The sequence below is a fragment of the Pseudoalteromonas galatheae genome, from assembly GCF_005886105.2.
Lineage (GTDB): Bacteria > Pseudomonadota > Gammaproteobacteria > Enterobacterales > Alteromonadaceae > Pseudoalteromonas > Pseudoalteromonas galatheae.
In genome coordinates this window covers 350,426-364,921 of the sequence record NZ_PNCO02000001.1, presented here as the reverse complement: position 1 = coordinate 364,921, position 14,496 = coordinate 350,426, and the positions used below count along the sequence as shown (strand labels likewise).

Annotated in this window: 15 protein-coding genes; 5 read left to right on the top strand and 10 right to left on the bottom strand. The window is 44.3% G+C overall.

Features of this window, described 5'->3' with window-relative positions; translation table 11 throughout:
* Positions 1-3: 3 nt before the first annotated feature.
* From CWC29_RS01525 to CWC29_RS01515, 3 genes are read right to left on the bottom strand one after another with little or no spacing between them, the layout of a single operon-like run.
* The gene (locus CWC29_RS01525) at positions 4-1,347 is read right to left on the bottom strand and encodes an N-acetylmuramoyl-L-alanine amidase (protein WP_138524507.1); all 1,344 of its coding nucleotides are present in this window, start codon (positions 1,345-1,347) and stop codon (positions 4-6) included.
* A complete protein-coding gene (tsaE, locus tag CWC29_RS01520; protein ID WP_010605655.1) occupies positions 1,340-1,813 on the bottom strand; it encodes a tRNA (adenosine(37)-N6)-threonylcarbamoyltransferase complex ATPase subunit type 1 TsaE in 474 nt (157 codons plus the stop codon). Before tsaE ends, CWC29_RS01525 begins: the two co-directional genes overlap by 8 nt.
* A complete protein-coding gene (locus CWC29_RS01515; protein WP_128728670.1) occupies positions 1,810-3,294 on the bottom strand; it encodes an NAD(P)H-hydrate dehydratase in 1,485 nt (494 codons plus the stop codon). Before CWC29_RS01515 ends, tsaE begins: the two co-directional genes overlap by 4 nt.
* Positions 3,295-3,305: 11 nt before the next feature.
* Between CWC29_RS01515 and queG the strand changes: the two genes are divergently transcribed.
* Positions 3,306-4,439, top strand: coding sequence for a tRNA epoxyqueuosine(34) reductase QueG (gene queG, locus CWC29_RS01510; RefSeq protein ID WP_128728671.1), 1,134 nt, complete (start codon positions 3,306-3,308; stop codon positions 4,437-4,439).
* 162 nt (positions 4,440-4,601) lie between these two features.
* Here queG and CWC29_RS01505 read toward each other — a convergent pair whose 3' ends face one another.
* The 3 genes from CWC29_RS01505 to CWC29_RS01495 all read right to left on the bottom strand — a co-directional run bounded on the left by CWC29_RS01505 (position 4,602) and on the right by CWC29_RS01495 (position 8,492).
* Positions 4,602-5,735: a response regulator gene (locus CWC29_RS01505; protein WP_128728672.1), complete on the bottom strand. Its 1,134-nt coding sequence runs from the start codon at positions 5,733-5,735 to the stop codon at positions 4,602-4,604.
* Between the two features lie 177 nt (positions 5,736-5,912).
* Entirely contained in the window at positions 5,913-7,865 is a 1,953-nt protein-coding gene (locus CWC29_RS01500; protein WP_128728673.1) for a hybrid sensor histidine kinase/response regulator, read from the bottom strand.
* Positions 7,866-8,003: 138 nt separating this feature from the next.
* Positions 8,004-8,492 carry a GNAT family N-acetyltransferase gene (locus CWC29_RS01495; protein WP_128728674.1) on the bottom strand — a complete coding sequence of 163 codons (489 nt, stop codon included), beginning with the start codon at positions 8,490-8,492 and terminating at the stop codon, positions 8,004-8,006.
* Positions 8,493-8,559: 67 nt separating this feature from the next.
* On the opposite strand from CWC29_RS01495, the gene CWC29_RS01490 reads away from it, so the two are divergent.
* The 4 genes from CWC29_RS01490 (at position 8,560) to CWC29_RS01475 (ending at position 10,503) form a co-directional block, all read left to right on the top strand.
* Positions 8,560-9,111 carry a glutathione peroxidase gene (locus CWC29_RS01490; RefSeq protein ID WP_026000907.1) on the top strand — a complete coding sequence of 184 codons (552 nt, stop codon included), beginning with the start codon at positions 8,560-8,562 and terminating at the stop codon, positions 9,109-9,111.
* A gap of 64 nt (positions 9,112-9,175) precedes the next feature.
* Positions 9,176-9,457 (top strand): peptidylprolyl isomerase, encoded by a 282-nt coding sequence (locus CWC29_RS01485; protein WP_010377362.1) that lies wholly within the window; start codon positions 9,176-9,178, stop codon positions 9,455-9,457.
* A gap of 99 nt (positions 9,458-9,556) precedes the next feature.
* On the top strand, positions 9,557-10,135 hold the full coding sequence (locus CWC29_RS01480; RefSeq protein ID WP_128728675.1) for a glutathione S-transferase family protein: 579 nt from the start codon (positions 9,557-9,559) through the stop codon (positions 10,133-10,135).
* 11 nt (positions 10,136-10,146) lie between these two features.
* On the top strand, positions 10,147-10,503 hold the full coding sequence (locus CWC29_RS01475; RefSeq protein ID WP_010605663.1) for a DUF2750 domain-containing protein: 357 nt from the start codon (positions 10,147-10,149) through the stop codon (positions 10,501-10,503).
* A gap of 43 nt (positions 10,504-10,546) precedes the next feature.
* Here the strand turns inward: CWC29_RS01475 and CWC29_RS01470 are convergent, their stop codons facing one another.
* From CWC29_RS01470 to CWC29_RS01455, 4 genes are all read right to left on the bottom strand, one after another.
* Positions 10,547-10,933 (bottom strand): VOC family protein, encoded by a 387-nt coding sequence (locus CWC29_RS01470; protein ID WP_128728676.1) that lies wholly within the window; start codon positions 10,931-10,933, stop codon positions 10,547-10,549.
* A 206-nt stretch (positions 10,934-11,139) separates the two neighbouring features.
* Positions 11,140-12,609 (bottom strand): ribosome biogenesis GTPase Der, encoded by a 1,470-nt coding sequence (gene der, locus CWC29_RS01465; RefSeq protein ID WP_128728677.1) that lies wholly within the window; start codon positions 12,607-12,609, stop codon positions 11,140-11,142.
* Between the two features lie 74 nt (positions 12,610-12,683).
* Positions 12,684-13,865 carry an outer membrane protein assembly factor BamB gene (gene bamB / locus CWC29_RS01460; protein ID WP_138524303.1) on the bottom strand — a complete coding sequence of 394 codons (1,182 nt, stop codon included), beginning with the start codon at positions 13,863-13,865 and terminating at the stop codon, positions 12,684-12,686.
* Between the two features lie 9 nt (positions 13,866-13,874).
* Entirely contained in the window at positions 13,875-14,492 is a 618-nt protein-coding gene (locus tag CWC29_RS01455) for a YfgM family protein (protein WP_095728661.1), read from the bottom strand.
* Between the last annotated feature and the right edge of the window lie 4 nt (positions 14,493-14,496).

The window sequence follows — 14,496 nt, the reverse complement described above, 5'->3', positions numbered from 1 at the left end:
CATTTACGCTTTTGGAATAGTTAAGACTTGCCCAATAAACAAGGTATTGCTTTTCAGGTTATTTGCTTTTTTCAGTTCACTGACCGTAATACCATAACGGCTAGCCAGCACACTCAATGACTCGCCACTTTTTACTTTATGCGTAACCGGCTTGTTGGATTGCATTCGCGCAAAGAGCGAATTATCCGGTGGGTTCTTCTCATAATAGCCCTTTATCGAACTAAAAATCGCTCGAGCTAAACGCTCTTGATAATGTGGAGACATTAATAGCTTTTCTTCTTTGGGATTTGAAATAAAGCCAGTTTCCACCAGGATCGAAGGTATATCTGGTGATTTTAATACCCCAAAGTTTGCGGCTTGCGGTCTGCTCTTGTGCATTTTTGCCACTTTTTTCAGTTCTTTGACGACTTCTTCTGCGACCTGAAACCCAGTTTTCATCGAGTGTTCCATCGACATATCAAGTAGCGCTTTGGCCAAATACTTTTCGTTGGCCGTATCTTTAATTAAATCGGCAGCCCCTCCCAATAATTGTGAGTGTTTTTCTTTGTCTTCTAGCCATTTACCTATTTCTGAATTTGCTCTGCGCAATGATAACACCCAAACCGACGCACCGCGTGGTTGAGGGCTGGTGAAGGCATCTGCGTGAATAGACACAAAGAAATCCGCTTTTCTTTCGCGTGCTCTTGCGGTTCTCGTATTCAACTTAAGGTAATAATCGCCAGTACGAATAAGCTTTGCGCTCATTCCCGGCTGGCTATCGACTAAGCGTGCTAAACGCTTCGCAATTTGAATGGTTACGAGCTTTTCATAAGTACCAGAAGGTCCAATAGAACCTGGATCTTCACCACCATGACCAGCATCGATGGCGATGACTATATCTCTATCTTGCGCGAGTGTTTTTCGTGGTGTGGCAGTTTTTGTATCGTCATAAGCACTCATCTGCTTACCATACAAATCAACGACTAAGCGGTTTTTATACGGGCCAGTTGGTGCTAGCGCAAAGATTTTTGGCGTAGCGCTGCGGCTAAGCTCCACAACAATACGTGCAGAATTGTTGTTTTTCGGCTTGCTGTGGCGCACCTTATTGACAACTCGATGTTCGTCAGGAACACTCGGAAAGTCTTTTTTTTGCTTGGTGTTTTCAAGGTCGATAACCAAGCGCAGCGGATTTTTCAGCACAAAATAGCTGTAATCTGGCTTATTACTCATATCAAAAACAATACGAGTGCTTTCTGGGGAGGGCCAAACACGCACACTTTCGATGGCGTTTTGGGCGATGCTGTGCATACTCGTTAAGAGCATGCAGATTAAAATGAAAATATAACTAATAGTCGGCTGATTACGCATAATCTTGTAATTGTTTTAATAGTGCCTCGCCGCGGCTAGACTTGGCCTCAAGTGTAATTTGACGGCCATCACCAGCATACTGCATTGTGACGTCTATATCTGGGTTTGGAATAAAGCCTTCACCTTTTTCAGGCCACTCAACAACACAGATAGCATTACTTGCAAAGTAATCCCGGATCCCCATGTATTCGAGCTCTTCAGGCGAACCTAATCGATATAAATCAAAATGATATATTGAGACATCATCCAGTTCATAAGGTTCAACTAAGGTATAAGTTGGACTTTTTACCTTACCTGAATGACCAAGGCTTTGCACGATCCCGCGAGTGAGCGTAGTTTTACCTGCGCCTAAATCACCGTGTAAAAATAGTACCGCACCTTGACGAATAACATTGGCAATTTTATTACCCATGGCAACTGTTGCTGGCTCATCAGCCAAATCGAATTTCATATGACCTGTCGTCACCCTAAAATACCTCGAATATGTTCGAATAAATCCCCGGCCAACATACCTTTTTCGCCATCATGAGCAGCCTGCTCGGCAGCCAAACCATGAATATACACGGCTAGGTTTGTTGCAGCAAATGCTTCCATCCCTTGGGCAATTAAACCGCCTATGATACCAGATAAAACATCGCCCATCCCAGCACTCGCCATTCCTGCACAGCCTGAACGATTAATATTTATCCGCTCACCTTCAGATATCAAACTGCCCGGCCCTTTTAGTACCGTAACAGCGCCATATTCATGGCTAATTTTTTTAGCCACCGCGAAGCGGTCGTGTTCATTTAGTGGTGTCTCTAAGTGGTTCAATAATCGTCTAGCTTCACCTAGGTGAGGCGTTAACACCCAGTTTGATTTTTGCCTCGGTGCATGCGCTAAACAATTGAGCCCATCAGCATCCACAACCATCGGCAATTCAGTTGCCATCGCACAGTTAAAGAGAGCTTTGGCCCAAGCGTCTTGACCAAGCCCGGGACCAAGCACTATCACACTGGCTTTTTTCATCAATGGCGATAACTCATTCGTACTCTCAACACCGTGTACCATTAATTCAAAGCGCCCCTGCAAGACGCTCGCGATATTATCAGGATGAGTAGCGACCGATACAAGGCCAGCCCCTGCTCGCAGAGCGGCTTCTGCTGCCAATCGAATTGCCCCAGCCATACCACGATTACCGCCAATAAGTAACACATGGCCATGTGCATTTTTATAGCTATCTAGTGCTCGCAGTGGCCTTGCTGCCATTAATGTTTCATGATTTAAATAATTAGAAGTTGGCGTTACTAGAGTTTTGAATGCTTCACCAACATCCAAGTCGGCTAACAATAACGTTCCCACAAAACACTTAGCTGAGCCGCTAAGTAAGCCCTGTTTTAACGCGATAAAGGTAATGGTTTCGGTAGCTAAAAATGCACTAGATGCAACTTCTCCTGTTGTGGCATTTATACCGCTCGGTACATCAAGTGCCAACCTAGTAACCGGCAGTTTATTTATTCTGTCATAACAAAGGCAAACATGCTCAGGCAACTCACCTCTAAAACCAGTGCCGAACACGCCATCAACCACAACCGAAAACTGACTTAACTCTGCATCGTTTAAAGAAAAAACCAATGCGCCTTGGTATTGAGAGAATGCCTGCTGCGCATCACCCGTTAAGCTTTCGGGTGCAAATAACGCAAAGACGGTGACGGAAAACCCAGCCTGTTGACATAATTGAGCGACGACAAAACCGTCTCCTGCATTATTGCCTTTACCGGTGATAATTAAGATATGGCTGGATTTGGGCTGGCTGTTTTCAATAAAGCGAAATGCAGCGGCCCCAGCTCGTTGCATTAAGGTACTTAGATCAGTGCCTGATAGCTTAGCGGCTTTTGCTTCATATTGCTGCACTTGTTGGGCTGAATAAGCAAATTGTGGTAAATTGTCCGTGTATTCATTAGCCATTATTTCTTCCCGTGACGACCGATAATATCAATTATAGTGAACTTGCAGCACAAATTAAGCAATGGGGCCAAGAACTTGGCTTTGCAGAAGTCGGTATAACCGACATTGATTTACGTGAGCATGAAGCGCAACTTCAGCGCTGGTTAGACGCTGGCTATCATGGTGAGATGGCGTATATGGCGGCGCATGGAATGAAACGTGCTCGCCCCGCTGAATTGGTTCCTGGCACTCAGCGTATTATTTCGGTAAAAATGAACTACCTGCCACCTGATGCTAGCTTTGCCAGAGCGCTTGGTAATAAAACCACCGCCTACATCTCTCGTTATGCATTAGGCCGAGACTATCATAAAGTGATGCGCAACAGACTCAAGCAGCTCGGACAAAAAATTGAGCAAGAAGTCGGGGCGTTAGGGTTTCGTCCTTTTGTTGACTCTGCCCCAGTGCTGGAGCGACAAATTGCAGAAAAAGCTGGGCTTGGCTGGCGTGGAAAAAACAGTCTAGTGATTAATAAGCAGGCGGGCTCTTGGTTTTTCTTGGGTGAACTGTTTGTTGATATTCCTCTTCCTATTGATAAACCAAACCAAGAAGAGGGTTGCGGCCGTTGTACTGCCTGTCTAACTTTATGCCCCACCGGCGCTATAGTCGAACCTTATGTCGTCGATGCAAGACGCTGTATTTCGTATCTCACCATAGAGCTTCAAGGCGCTATTCCAGAAGAGTTTAGGGCAAAAATGGGCAACCGGATATACGGTTGTGATGATTGCCAGTTAGTTTGCCCGTGGAATCGCTATGGCCAAATAACGGAAGAAACCGACTTTTTGCCGCGAACTCAACTGAAAGATCAGCAGTTATTGAGTTTATTTGCTTGGGATGAAGCAACATTTTTGAAGAACACCGAAGGTAGCCCCATTCGTCGGATTGGACATGAACGTTGGCTACGAAATTTAGCCGTTGGCCTTGGCAATGCACAATACGATGAAGCTATCGTTATAGCGCTGGAAGCAAAGCGTCAAAATACCACTCCCCTTGTTATCGAACATATCGACTGGGCGCTGGAGCAACAAAGGCAAAAGTCAGATCAACATGAGCGCAAAAAAGCAAGGCTGATCCGCATTATTGAAAAGGGCTTACCACGAGACGCTTAGCTGGATTGTCGCGCTAAAGCACGACCTACGGCCAAATAGGTGAACAGAATTGCGTTAAAAAAGTCGCGCTAAAGCGCGACCTACGGCTAAATAGGTGAACAGTATTGCGTTAAAAAAGTCGCGCTAAAGCGCGACCTACGGCGGTATTGGAAGTGAAAGAGACTATTCTGAACGTCGGGAAAGTAGTTTTAAATCTTCCTCGATATCATAGAAACCACTTTTCACTTCTCGCACACTTTCTTCTCGTGCCACTGAACTTTGAATCGCTTTATCGACGTTTTGATAGATAAACATCTCCTGATCTTCATCTAAGCCCATCGTCGGAATGCGCTCTTCGAATAGCTCCTGTAGTGAGCGGAATACTTCTTCATTTTCTTGACGATTTTTATCAAGCAGCGACACCATGCTGTTAAACTTACCCTGCACCATTTTTATCGCTTCTTCCAAATCTTCATGTTGCTGTACCAGCTTGCGTTTAGTAGAAATGGCAATCAACTGTTGCTCAGTTACACTGGCAATAAAACAAATATGATCCCGTAACCTTCCGTGTTTATCAGGGTCGTCTCCCGGCATATTGAGGATCAAAATACTCAAAAACGGGTAGTTAACCAATATGCGATTGGTAAATTCATGTAATCGCCCTTTGGTGTGTAAGATCTCAAATAATTCAATCACGATAGGCGAACAAATACCCGCAGTTGCGAAGTGATGTTTTTGTCCCTCAAGCCGGACCTCAACATTACAATTAAGTCCCAGTCCCTTTAAACATTGACATAGCGCTTCTGCCAGTCTCGGGATCGTTTCTATGTCACCAATTTGCTCAATGTAGTTAACAATCTGCCCCATTTCACTGCTATTAGCCATGGCGCTAAATGCCGTGGAAGTTGCATCCTCAATTTGCTGAGCCAGAATATCTTTTTCTAATAGCATTTGGTTCAAGTGCGTGAGCTTAGCTTTTAACTCACCTTGGCCAAACGGCTTAACAATATAATCTTCAGCACCAACCGAATAGCCTTCCATCCGCTCTTCAACAGAACCTCTTGCCGACACAAACATAACAATAATATGCTGTGTATTTGGGTTGGCTTTAATCGCCTTACACACCTCATAACCACTCATCTTTGGCATGCTTACATCAAGCAAAATCACTTGAGGATCGAAGTCTTCAACTACAGCTAGACATTCATGACCGCTTTCAACGGTTTTTAACTCAAAGTCTAAGTCTTCTAAAATCTCTTCAATGATTTCTAAATTAAATGGTTCGTCGTCAACAGCTAAGATTCTTCGTAAAGCCATAAATAGATGTCCTTCCTTCGTTGGTTCACAATGGGAAAAGGTACTGCGGGGAAAATACGGTAACTTCAGATCTATGCTTCAACAGCTCCCAACCACATTGTATTTTTACAAGCTCTATTATTATTTATAGACGCTTACTCAACGCCTTTCCAATCACACCAATTACATCGCATTACTTTAAAGGTGCTCTATTAAAGGCAAGCTCACATTAATACACGCACCGCCCTCAGGATTGTTTTCTGCGTATATCTGCCCTTTGTGCAATAAAATAAACTCCTTACAAATAGCAAGGCCTAATCCCGTGCCGCCAGCACCGCTGTCTGTTTTACTACTTTGTACAAACTTGGCAAAAATTTGCTCCAATTCATCATCAGGAATACCAACTCCTTGGTCGGTGATCTTGATATGAATATCTTGATCTTTACAGCTTAGCAGTACTCTCACCTCACTACCTTCAGGACTAAACTTGAGCGCATTACCTAATAAGTTTCTGATCACTTGGTTCATTTGCTCCGGATCGCAAAAGGTCATCACGCCTTGCTCTGGCTTTTCAAAGCGAATTTTTATCTTTTTCTCAAGCGCAGTGCCGGACACATCTTCAATGCCGCTTTGGATCACATTAATCAAATTATGGAAACTTGGATTAAATGGAAAACGTCCCGCATCTAGTTTTGATAAATCAAGCAAGTTATTAAGAAGCACCAATAGGCGCTCACCGCTGGTTTCGATACGAGATAAATATTTTTTGAGTTTATCTGTAGGTACTTCAGGAGCCGTGAGTTTATCTAAACCAAATCGAGCGAAACTTAAAATGGAGTGCATTGGCGTGCGTAATTCATGGGACATATTGGCCAAAAATTCAGATTTTGATAGATTAGCCGCTTCCGCCGCCTCTTTAGCTTTTTGTAACTGTGCTGTTCGAGCTTGCACTTCAAACTCTAGCAACTCTTTGGTTTCTTCTAACACTTCTTGCTGCTCTTTAAGCTTTGAGACATTTTTAAAAATGACGGCAAATGCCATATCTCCATGATGATCAATTTCATTAAACGTTCCCATTAAAGGAATGCTGCGTTCGCCAGCTTTTGGCAAACTCAGTTCACAGTTGAAGTGCTTTAACATACCAACATGCTTCATTAAGTCGCGCAATTGCGATACTGATATTTCATCAAATAGCTCAAAAATCGATAACGGCTGCAATTCTTCTTGTGTAAGTTCAAACAACTCGCAACACGCATCATTTGCTTCAATGATATGACCTTGACGATTGAACAACATAATCGGATCTGGGGTATGCTTGTAAATCACTCGCAACAGACTATCGCGCTCTATCAATGCGTCTACCGTATCCTGTAAACGCTCAACTAGCTCTTGGTTATGGCGCCTCAATAACTCCGTTTGCCATAGTTTATGTAAGCTTTGTAATAAATCGCTCTCATCAAACGGCTTGATCAGAATGTCTTCAACCCCTTGACGCACGGCTTCTAACATATCCACTTGATTAACCCGAGAAGTCATCAATAAGCAGCGGCAATTGTGATGCACTTGACGAACTTTATTAAATACATCTAAACCGGTATCTTTCTCTAGATTAAAATCACAGATCAAAAGGTCGACCGACTGTCGTTCAACGACTTGCATCGCTTCATTGAGCGTTGTGGCGGTTGTGACAGCTAATTGTGCACCACGCAGGCCGTTTGCCAAGGCTTCAAGACGAGGAGTATGATGGTCGACCAGCAATACTTTAGGCAGTACTAAGGTGTTAGTAGAACCGATTTCCAGTAGGCGCTCAAGCAAGCCAGTAATATCTTTATTGGCAAAGAAGGGATAGATAACAATACCATTTGGTAGGGCACGGTTAATTTCGCTAAACGACTTCAAGTGCTCCGCATTGTCGGGTTTTGGAGCCAATAAAACTAACTTATCATGTTCTCTTAATTGGTATAACGCTTGGAGCTTATTGGCGGGCACACCATGAGCGATAACGATGACATCAAATTTATCGAAATCGAGATTTGCTTCTAGACTCCGGTAATGCACATGCTCTACCTCACCACCGAGTAACTCAAATAATACCTTTACTCGCATCGCTTGCACACTGCTGCTGTCAATAATCAGCACGCGATTCGTCATAACCAGATCCTTTACCGATAATTCTGAGATCCAGTTTAGTAGAAGAATCACAAGACGCTAAAAAATAGCACTATTTTGATATGTTCTACGCGGCGACTACACTTACTTTTTGAAACAATAGTCCAACGGCATATCAAACTAAGCGAGAGACTTACCCAAAATCGTCAAGCTATAGCGATTACCATCCATAACCGCGACATTGGGTAATTCTCCCCACTTTTTATAACCGTGCTTTTCAAACAAGCGGATACTGGGGAGATTATGAGAAAAAATAAAGCCAAGTAACGTTGTTATAAACAGGGTTGGCGCTTGCTGCTCCGCAAAATCCATGAGTTTACTACCTAACCCTTGGCCTTGTGCGGCTTTTGCAAGATAAATACTCACCTCAGCCGTACCATCGTAGGCAGGGCGTCCATAAAAGCTGCTAAAGCTTATCCACGCAACCACCTCATCTGCCTGCTCTACCACATAAATTGGGCGATTTTGCGTATGTCCGGCGAACCAACTTTGCTTTTGTGCTACGCTTACGGGCTCCGTATCCGCCGTGACTTTGCGGCTCGGTATCGTTTCGTTGTAGATGGCTACAATGGCACAAAGGTCATGCTGTTTGGCGAGTCTAATATTCATGAAGGCTGATCAAGGTAACGAATATTTTCGTATCATAAGAGATAACATAAATAAAAGGAAAGCACTGATGATAAAAAGTCTTTCGATTCTGAGCTTAGCGCTTGGTTTCCTAATCTCGAGTAACGCGTATGCAAAGACATCCAGCTGTGATGATTTTACCAATGTTGAGCTGCGAAAACTGCGTTCTGACGACTCACTCAACCTGTGTGAATTTAAAGACAAACCACTCCTCATCGTAAACACAGCCAGTAACTGTGGATTTACTGGTCAGTTTGAAGGCCTAGAGCAACTACATCAAAAATATCAAGATAAAGGCCTTGTTGTACTTGGGTTTCCCTCTGATGACTTTTTCCAAGAAGAAGACGACGAGAAAGAAACTGCAAAAGTCTGTTTTATCAACTACGGCGTAACCTTCAATATGTTTGCTACCTCGGAAGTCAGAGGCTCTGATGCCAACCCCATTTTCCAACATTTGAATGAAGTAACAAGCTCTCCAAACTGGAATTTTTACAAATACTTAGTGTCAGCTGATCGTAAAACAATTAAGCGTTTTAACAGCCGCACTAAACCTATGTCTGACGAGCTCACTAGCGAAATTGAAAAACTCTTGCCTAGATAAGCTGATTTTTTAACGTACCTAGATTAGAATAAAGTATGAATAATAAATAATCATCGGAGAAATTATGGCAATCGCTAGTGCAAGACACATCCTAGTAGATAGTGAAGCGCAATGCATGGAGCTCAAAGAACGCATTGCAGCAGGGGAAGATTTCGCAGAAATCGCAAAGCAGTACTCCAATTGCCCGTCGGGCCAAGATGGTGGTGCGCTAGGTGAGTTCGGACCGGGCATGATGGTGCCTGAATTCGATAAAGTGGTTTTTTCAGCCCCAATCAATCAAGTACAAGGGCCAGTGCAAACGCAATTTGGTTTTCACTTGCTTGAGGTAACCAGTCGTAGCGATTAATTCGCTTGCGAAAATTGAATCACTTCGCCATCATTCCGTAATACCAACTCGCTACATTTTCTGAATGAGCGAAAGATACTTAGTTGAAGGAATGATGGCATGAAACTTATCGGTTCGAACACCAGTCCATACGCCCGTCGAATTAGAATGTGGGCCGCGGCTAAACAGCTCCCAATGAGCTACCAGCATATAGACATATTTTCTGAAGCAGGCCATGACGAACTTATTCGCCATAATCCTGCTCGTAAGATCCCATTTTTAATAGACGATGCACAACTTATTTGTGATTCCAATTTGATTGTTCGCTACCTCCGCGAAAAGCATCAACTTCCATTTCCCAGTTGGGATCAAGAAAACTGGTTGGTCCTTATCAATGCCTGCAATGATTCTTTGGTGGAGCTGTTACTTAGTAAGCGCTCTGGTTTTGACATTGAACAAGATAAACTATTTTTTAATCTACAGCGGGAGCGAATTGGCCATACCCTGCACTATCTCAATGAAGAGTGTGTGACAGAAGAGTTTTTACACTGTGATTATCTCCAAATCAGTTTATACTGCCTTATTGATTGGGTTCTATTTAGAGAGCTCGTCGACCTGAGCGATTACACCAACCTAATGGCATTTCATAGCCGTTGGCAAAGCCAAGCAATCGCCCAGCAAACTGATCCACGAAATTGAGAACACCTATGATGAATGAAGAAGAAATTGGCTCAGAAGTCAGTGAGTTTATTGAGCAAGTAAAAAATACTGAAAGCGTTTGGGCACTTAGCTCTGATGACGGTGGCATGGTTGTGGTTGACTCTAACCAGTTTGACGAGACTGATGTGTTATTGCTGTGGGATAGTGAAGAAAAAGCGCAAGCTCAATGTCGCGACGAGTGGAGTGAGTTCTCGCCGATGAGTATTGATGTTGAAAGTTTTCTTGACGAATGGGTGCTCGACCTAAAAGAAGATGATGCACTCGTTGGTCTAAACTGGAACGATGACAACGTTTGTGTTGAAATCGAGCCCGTTGGTCTTGCTAGACTACTTGTCGATATCGAATAAAAGCACACCGCATCAACATGGCGCTCACCCCTTGTGAGTGCCGCTATTCACCGGGCTTTGATACCAAAGCAACTAAAGTCCCTTCAATGGCTCTTACATAAGCTTGTGTTACTCTGCCCTTTTGGTTTGGTGGGCTTAATGGCTCAGCCCCAGCGGCTACTGCCTTATCATAGCATTCAGGGACATTTTCACAGCTGATGCTAATTTCAAAACCAAGTGCAGGCTGTTTGGGATGGCAACGAATATAGTCTTGCCTAAACTGTGATTGGGCCAATGGATGACTGGCAAAGGCGAGTTTCACTTCTCCGGTGTCTAGCTCACCATAATCCCCTTCATCGGTCATATCAAAAGTGCTCAAACCAAATGCTTGATAGTAAAAATCCAGCACTTCCTCAACACATTCTACATAAATCACCGTTTTGGCAAACACCTAATCCTCACTATCAATAAAACCTAATGTAACTATATATAACTTAAGCACAAATGTTGGGCAAGGTAAAACAAAGTGAGAGAGTTCTGGGTTAACGTTAATTATAGTCAGATGTGGAAACAGGAATCGGTTGGATAGATATGGAACTTATGTTTAGCTCGACGCACTAACCAGATGGCGTCGAGCTAAACTTCACGCAAAGAGCCTTACGGCTTATTGCGGTTTTCTTTTGCAAATGCACGAAGCTTACGCTTTTGCGATAGCGTCATTTTGTTTGAACGGCCAGCGTAAGGGTTATCCCCTTCGCGGAATTCAATCTTAATCGGCGTACCCATTACGTTAAGCGCTTTACGATAGTAGTTCATTAAATAGCGCTTATAGCTATCTGGCAGTTCATGCACCATATTGCCGTGGATAACGATACGCGGCGGGTTATAACCACCTGCGTGTGCATACTTAAGTTTTACCCGACGTCCACGAACCAGTGGAGGCTGGTGATCCGCCTGAGCCATATCCATAATACGGCGTAACATTGCCGTACTTACTCGCTTAGTCGCTGATTCATAAGCTTCGTCAATCGACTCAAACAAGTGACCAACACCTGTACCATGTAATGCGCTGATAAAGTGCAAACGAGCAAAATCCACAAAGCCCAGTCGTCTGTCTAGCTCAGTTTTGATGCGCTCTTTGACATAATCATCAAGGCCATCCCATTTGTTTACCGCAATAACCAACGAGCGACCCGCATTTAGTGCAAAACCAAGTAGACTCAAGTCTTGATCTGAGATCCCCTCTCGCGCGTCTACAACGAGCAATACCACATTGGCATCTTCAATCGCTTGCAGTGTTTTGATAACCGAAAATTTCTCTACGACATCGCTGACTTTCTTACGTTTACGCACGCCGGCAGTGTCGATTAACACGTATTCTTTATCATTGCGCGTCATCGGAATGTAAATTGAGTCGCGCGTTGTGCCCGGCATATCGTAAACGATAACGCGGTCTTCACCTAAAATACGGTTAGTTAGTGTTGACTTACCGACATTTGGACGACCGATAATCGCGAGTTTAACAGGCTTGTCTTCAAAACCCGTTTTACCGTCTTCGACTTCTTCACCTTCAAGGTAAAGCTCGGCGATATCTTCATCGTCATGCTCAAGCTCTTCATCTTGAGCCGTAAGCTCAGCGATAATCGGTTGTAGCGTCAGCTCTAATAATTGAGTAACACCTCGACCGTGCGCGGCGGCGATCTGTTGAACGTCACCGAGCGCTAACTGGTAAAACTCAGCACAGTTGGAGTCAGCATCAATGCCATCCGTTTTATTGGCGACAACAAAGCAGTTTTTCTGTTGTTTACGAAGGTGCTGCGCGATAGCTTGATCAGCAACCGTCATACCTGCGCGCGCATCCACCAAAAATAGCACAATATCCGCTTCTTCAATTGCAAGCAGCGACTGCTCGGCCATTTCAGTTTCAATGCCTTCTTCAGAGCCATCGATACCACCCGTGTCTACCACAATAAACTCGTAGCCTTCATAGTTTGCTTGGCCGTATTTACGGTCGCGAGTCAGACCCGGAAAGTCAGCAACTAACGCGTCACGAGTACGTGTTAAACGATTAAACAGTGTGGACTTACCCACATTAGGTCGCCCAACCAGAGCGATCACAGGAAGCATAGACTACCTCTTTTAAAAACAACAAAAGGCTTCGCAAAAGCGAAGCCCCATAAAATATCTAAAAATTCAGAAAGTTACTGCGGAATTTGAACTGCGCTAAGTTCACCATCACGCGTGTAAACAAATACTTTGCCATCAACCACAATCGGTTCGACAAAAAAGCCTGAACTATCAAACTCGGTACGCGATACCAACTCACCAGAGCTCTTATCCAGCCAGTGTAAGTTACCTTCCTGATCGCCAACCACTACGTAGTTGCCAGCAACCGTAGGAGCGGTTAGATACCAACCGCGCAGAGCAGGTTGTGTCCAACGTTCAATACCAGAGTTTTTGTCTAGTGCGTACAGTACGCCGTCGCTATCAACCAAATAAATTACGTCAAGATCGAGTGTGAGGTCTCGGTAACTACTGTACTCACGATCCCACACTACATTGCCGCTGCGCACATCAATAGCGACTAGTTTACCATTATAGGCGATAGAATACACATATGCGCCGCTTACAACGGGTTTAGTATCAACATCGACCAAACGTTCAAACTCAGAAGCCCCTTTTGCAATTGCAACATCCGAGCTCCAAGCAGTAAAACCGTTTTCAGCGATCAGTGCGGTTAACTTGCCACTTTCTTCGCCAACCAATACACCACCATTCGCGCTCGTTGGTGAGCTTAAACCACGTAATGTCAGCGCAGGAACTTCTTGCTCATAGTGCCAACGCTCTTCACCTGTATCTGGGTGCAGCGCAACCAGCTTGCCTGAACCTAAGTTAACGTAAAGAAGACCGTCACCTGCAGCTGGCGCAGACAGCGCTTCACCTGGTACTGACTTACGCCAAACGATTTCGCCAGTTTCACGGTCCAGCGCAAAAACCTGTCCGTGCTCAGAACCAACATACAGTTTGCCATAAGCTTGTGTGATCCCACCTGACAGCTTCGCACTGTCACTGTCTTCCCATGGCCAAAAGCTCTTATTCTCACGAACATCAACTCGCCACTTTTCTTCACCTGTTTGTGCGTCAAATGCTGTCACTAAACCTTCACGGGCAGCTGCAAAAACAGTGCTTTGATAGCTTACTGGAGATAAGCGTGAAAAGTAGTGCTCAACCCCGTCACCAATCCCCTCTTGCCATACAACAGCGGCGTCGAATTGATTGTTGATCTCAGGGAGCGTTAACTCTTCTTCATCATCACTTGAAGAGCAACCCGCGGTGAGTGCTGCAACACATAAAGCCAATGAGGCCATCGTTAACTTCTTCATGGCAGCTCCTTAAACCGTTGTCTTTTGTGCAAGATCATCCAGTTTAATTTGCAGCATAGGATTGCTATTGCCTTCCGCTGCTTCTAATGCCGATTGATAAGCGCTTCGTGCTTTATCTTTGTCGCCTTGAGCAAGGTAAATATCACCTTGGATCTCAGCAAGCTGCGCCTTAAACGCTTCAGGCATTGGCTTAGCCAGTGTTGCAAGTGCTTGTTCGTATTGAGACTGAGACGCTTGTACACGTGCAAGTCTTAACAACGCCGTTGCTTTTAGCTCAGCGTTGGCTACATTATCAGCCGCCCAAGTTAGCTTCTCAGCAGCTAGCTTAAGATCGTCTTTGTCGATTGCCTCTTTAGCAGCAACGAAAGCTGCTAACACGGCGTAGTTAGAATCTGCATTTGCAGCAACAAAAGCGTCGCTTTTTGCTAGTACATCGTCACTTTCAACAACCTGAGTGTATGCTTCGGATGCTGCTTCTGCGCTCTCGATCTGGCTTTGGTTATACGCTTTCCAGCCATATAAACCACCTAAACCAAGCACAGCACCGACTACAATCGTTGTGCCATTTTCACGGAAAAATCGTTTTATTGCTTCTGCTTGTTGTTCTTCTGTTGAATAAATTTCCATTCTA